Here is a 4,897-nt window from a genome sequence, read left to right on the forward strand (position 1 = left end):
CAATAGGAACATCTCCAAATCCATTAATAGCATCTACTACAAAACATCTAGATATAAATAAATGGAAATGTATAGAAGCAGATGAAGATGGACAAACATCAAGAGAAGGTGTATTTGCTGGTGGAGATGCAGTATCTGGAGCAGCAACAGTTATCTTAGCTATGGAAGCTGGAAAAAAATCAGCAGCAGCAATAGATAAATATATAAGAGAGAAAAAATCGAACTAATCCATCAGAATACAAAACTATATTAAAATATCAATTTTTAAACTAAAAAATGACTTTAAGATTAAAAATGAAACAAAAAAATGTTTTTGTTGACATAAAAAATACAATAAAGTATAATTTGGTAAATAAAAAAATAATATAAAAATATATAATTGTAGGATAGGTGACAATATGAAAAAATTATTATTAGCATTAGTTTTAATGTCTGCAACAGCATTTTCTGCTGAGGTAAAAGAGGGAACAGGATTAGGTTATGCAGATGATATAAAAGTAGAAGTAACTTTAGATGGAGATAAAATGACTGCTATAAAAGTACTAGAAAATAGTGATACAGCGTCTATTGCAAATCCAGCTATTGAGAAATTAACTAAAGCAGTTTTAGAAGCTCAATCTACAGAAGTAGATTTAATTTCAGGAGCAACATATACTTCTGAAGGGTTTTTAGAAGCTGTAAATACTGCAACAGGTAAGTAATTTTAAAGGAGCTGATATTATTCAGCTCCTTTTTTTTTGAAAAAAATACAGGGGGAAATAATTGAAAAAACATAACATTACTTTGGGACTACTTTTATTATCAATGGTAACACAAGGAGAGGAATTAAAAGAACAATTAAAAAATGAAATTGTAGGAATAGATATTCATACCTTTCATCAAGAAGAAAGAGCTAGAAAAAAAGGAGCTAACGGATTAGTAAAAATAGGAATGGATACAATTTTATATGAAAGTTCACTAGATGATAAAAATAGAGTAGAACCTTATATAGGATTTGAAGTTTTTCCTATAAAAAATTCTAATTTTTATTTAGATGGAAAAACATCTTTTAGACATGAATATACATCTTCTGAAAAAAGATATAATAAAACTATGGTTGAATTATATGCTGGATCAATTTATAGATATGATAAATTTTTTATAAATTATAAAGTTGGAATAAGACATGATGAGTTAAAAAATACAAAAGTTCAACATGGAACAACATTTAGATTTATACCAAAGGCAACATATGATTTTACAAATAATTTAGGTTGGTACTTAAAGGGATCTTTAGGATATGCAGATGTTAAAGGAGATGATAGGGATCAAATAAGTAAAAACTATGATCTACCTTTTCAAGAGTCAGGATATGTAAATAGAATAGAAACAGGACTTGGATATAGAGTGAATAATACTAAACTTTCATTAGGTGTTGTTAATAAAAGTAAAGAAAATTATGCAGGAGAATATATTCCATGGACATATATAGCTAAGCTTGATCATAATTTATATACAGATAAAAAAATCCAAATAAGACCTTATATTTGGGGATTTTTAAATCCTAAAATAGAGACAGGACCATCTAATAAAAAAGAGAATTTTGAAAATGAACTAGGAGTAATGTTAGGAACAAGAGTAACTTGGAATCTTAAAAGAGACCTATCTTTAACTGGAGATATAGTTTATTTAGCTCAGTATAAAAATGAGTCTGGAAGTGGAAAGAGTTCAGGACAAAGTTCTAAGAAAACCCCTGGAAGTGGATCAGGTGGCGGTAAACCAAATGGTGGAGGAAGTGGCTCTAATTCTTTTAAAAGAAGAGTAGAGGAATCGGTAATAGTTAGATTAGGATTTAAAAAATATTTTTAATTTGTTATAATATCCTTATAAATAAAATGAGGTGATTATTATAAAAAAATTATTGATTATAGAGGATGAAAAGCAATTGGCTCTCTCTTTAGAGAGTCATTTTTCAAAATTAGATATAGAAGTTAAGATTGCTTTAGATGGTGAATCAGGAATAAAAATATTTGATGATTTTATTCCTGATTTAGTACTCTTAGATATAAATTTACCAGGAATAAACGGTTGGAAAATATGTGAATATATAAAAAAAAATTCATTATGTAATATAATTATGATGACAGCTAGAGATAGTGAATTAGATGAAATTCATGGGTTAGAAATAGGTGCAGATGACTATATAACTAAGCCTTTTAGCTTAAATATTTTAACGATAAAAGTTAAGAAAATTTTAAAAATAATAAAATCTGAAATATATATAAAAGGTGAGTTAGAATATTTATTTAAAGAGGAGATATTAAGAATAAAAAATATAAGAATTTCTCTATCAAGTAGAGAAAAAAATCTATTAGAATTTTTTATAAAAAATAAAAATATACCATTATCAAGAGGAAACATTTTACTTGAAATTTGGGGAATAGATAATGATTTTGACGAAAGAGCTGCAGATACATTAGTTAAAAGATTAAGAAAAAAATTAGATAGCTATGGAGATTTAATTGGAACAGTGAGAGGAGTTGGATATATATTTGAAGAAAATTAGATTGAGTATATCAAAAAAAATATCTATTTATTCAATTGGATTAATATCAATTTTATTAGTAGTTAGCTATGTATTTAATATGTTTTTTATAGATTCAATTTTTATAAATGATAAAAAAAAAGAGTTGCCTCTAATTGTTAATATAGTAGAAGATTTTTTATTAACAAATAAAAAGTCTGACTTGGAGAAATATATTAATGACATAAAAGAAAAAAGAGGAATAACAATTTTTATAATGAATAAAAATTTTAAAAAATGGGAGAATAAAAAAGGTGGCTTTGGAAATGGATTTTCTATGGAAAATTTAAAATCTGAAGATTTTTTTATAAAAAATAAAAGACGAACAGGATCAAAAATTTTAGTATATAATCAGAAAATAAAAACAGGACAGTGGATTTCAGCAAGAATATCATTAACATTTTTAAATACTTATAAAAGCGATCTTCTTTATTTTAATATTTCTGGAATTATTTTAGCTGTAATTATATCGCTAATTGTAAGTAGAATTTGGGTAAAAAAATTATTAAAAGATATTGAAATCTTAAATAGAAAAGCAAAAGATATATCAAATTTAAATTTTAATAAAAATAATATTATAAAAAGAGATGATGAAATTGGTGATTTGGGAAAAGGTATTGAAAAAATGAGTATAAATTTAGAGAGTTCAATAAAGCAATTAGAGGAGTTTATATCAAATGTGTCACATGAGTTAAAAACACCGATATCAATAATATCATCAAATATTCAACTTCTTATGAATGAAAAAAAAATAGATTTAATAACAGAGGAAAAATATAAAAATATTTTAAAAGAAAGTTATTATACCAAAATATTAATAGAAAAATTAATGAGATTATCGAAACTTGAAAATCAAAAAAAAATAGAGTATAAATTTATAAATTTGAATAAAATAATAGAAGAGATATTAGAAAGATATGATTATATCGAACTTGCTAAAAATTTAGAAATTAAATTAGATACATTGAAAAATAAGTATTTTATTAATGAAGATATGTTTAGAATAGCTTTAGATAATATTATTTTAAATAGTATGAAATATTCTAAAGATAATGGTATTTTAAAAATATATGAGAAAGATAAGACACTTTTTTTTGAAAATGAAATTTTAAAAGAGTTTTCACTGGATAACTTATTTAATCCCTTTGTAAGAGGAAGTAACAGTTCTAGAGAGGATGGAACAGGACTTGGATTAACTCTTATAAAAAAAATATTAGAATTAAATAATATTAATTATGGAATAGAATTGAAAAATAAAAAATTTATATTTTGGATAAAGTAAAATAGTGGGTAATTTCCCACTATTTTTAGAATGAATATTTTAAACCAGCAGAGTAGAACCAGTTATTTTTATTTCCTTGACCTCTATATTTGTAATCATCCTTATCATCTCTCCACTCATGACTTAATTTACCTATAAGTTCTAAGTTTCTATTTAAATCATAATGGATATTAACTCCAAGTTTGTCTCTTTTTACTCTAGTAGATTCATTTTTTTCAGATGTTCTTTCTCCATCAAGAGTTAAAAATATATAAGGAACAATTTTTAATTTTCTACTAGGAGAGTAATGATATCTAACTCTTAACTGAGTTCCCTCAACATCATAGTTAAATTTATTTACATCACTTGTCTCATCACTAATAGCAATTGAAAGAGCATTCTGTCTATTAAATTTATATCTAGCTCCTCCTTCTAATCTATGTTTATATCCATATTGATTTTCTTTGTTATATAACCAAGGATTTTTTAATTCTGTATAAGCTATAAATCCTCTAGAGTAAATACTCCAATTTCTATTTATATTATAAGTAAATTTAGGATAGAATCTATACTCTTTAGCATCATCCATACCATGATCATCATTATTAAAATCAGTATATTTAAATCCAATTTCAGGCCTAAACATTAGCTTTCCAAAGATATACATATTTTCTATATAAAATTCAGACATAGTTCTATTTTCATCTTTAGAGCTCTCATAAAAATCTCTATTTGCAAATCCAAATTTAAAAGCTAAAGACTTATTTTTATTAGGTTTTAAAGTTAAAGAAACATTATTTTCTCTAAAATTTCTAGAAGCTCCCCCTTCTTCATAATCTTTAGTTTTATACCCAACTTCAATATCCCCACCAATTGTATTTAGATTAAAAGCAAAAATATTTGTTGAAATAAGAGTAGATAATAAAAGTAATGATATATTTTTATTTTTCATAAAATTCCCCCATGTAGTTTTAAATAATGTCAATTATATGTCATTATTATATAATTTAAATTTTATTATGTCAACTTTATGTCAATATATTTTATTTATTTCACTCATGAAAAAAATAAAA

Annotated in this window: 6 protein-coding genes; 5 read left to right on the plus strand and 1 reads right to left on the minus strand. The window is 24.5% G+C overall.

The window, feature by feature from the left end; all coding sequences use genetic code 11:
• The 5 genes from Q0V09_RS07655 to Q0V09_RS07675 all read left to right on the plus strand — a co-directional run.
• Positions 1–227: FAD-dependent oxidoreductase (locus tag Q0V09_RS07655; protein WP_367172318.1), on the plus strand; the 227-nt coding region annotated here is incomplete at its 5' end.
• Positions 228–398: 171 nt separating this feature from the next.
• Positions 399–701, plus strand: coding sequence for an FMN-binding protein (locus Q0V09_RS07660; protein WP_297407074.1), 303 nt, complete (start codon positions 399–401; stop codon positions 699–701).
• Between the two features lie 61 nt (positions 702–762).
• A complete protein-coding gene (locus Q0V09_RS07665) occupies positions 763–1,848 on the plus strand; it encodes a hypothetical protein (protein WP_297407072.1) in 1,086 nt (361 codons plus the stop codon).
• Between the two features lie 31 nt (positions 1,849–1,879).
• Positions 1,880–2,545, plus strand: a complete 666-nt coding sequence (locus Q0V09_RS07670; protein ID WP_297407070.1) for a response regulator transcription factor — start codon at positions 1,880–1,882, stop codon at positions 2,543–2,545.
• Positions 2,532–3,845 (plus strand): HAMP domain-containing sensor histidine kinase, encoded by a 1,314-nt coding sequence (locus Q0V09_RS07675; protein WP_297488166.1) that lies wholly within the window; start codon positions 2,532–2,534, stop codon positions 3,843–3,845. The genes Q0V09_RS07670 and Q0V09_RS07675 overlap by 14 nt, the downstream gene beginning before the upstream one ends.
• A gap of 25 nt (positions 3,846–3,870) precedes the next feature.
• Here the strand turns inward: Q0V09_RS07675 and Q0V09_RS07680 are convergent, their stop codons facing one another.
• A complete protein-coding gene (locus Q0V09_RS07680; protein WP_297406668.1) occupies positions 3,871–4,776 on the minus strand; it encodes a hypothetical protein in 906 nt (301 codons plus the stop codon).
• Positions 4,777–4,897: the final 121 nt, after the last annotated feature.

The organism is uncultured Cetobacterium sp., assembly GCF_947039425.1.
In the GTDB taxonomy this organism is placed as follows: domain Bacteria; phylum Fusobacteriota; class Fusobacteriia; order Fusobacteriales; family Fusobacteriaceae; genus Cetobacterium_A.

What these genes read in the sequence shown, in the direction of transcription:
- Q0V09_RS07680 (WP_297406668.1), bottom strand. Translation starts at nt 4,776, where the DNA reads ATGAAAAATAAAAATATATCATTACTTTTATTATCTACTCTTATTTCA.
- Q0V09_RS07660 (WP_297407074.1), top strand. Translation starts at nt 399, where the DNA reads ATGAAAAAATTATTATTAGCATTAGTTTTAATGTCTGCAACAGCATTT.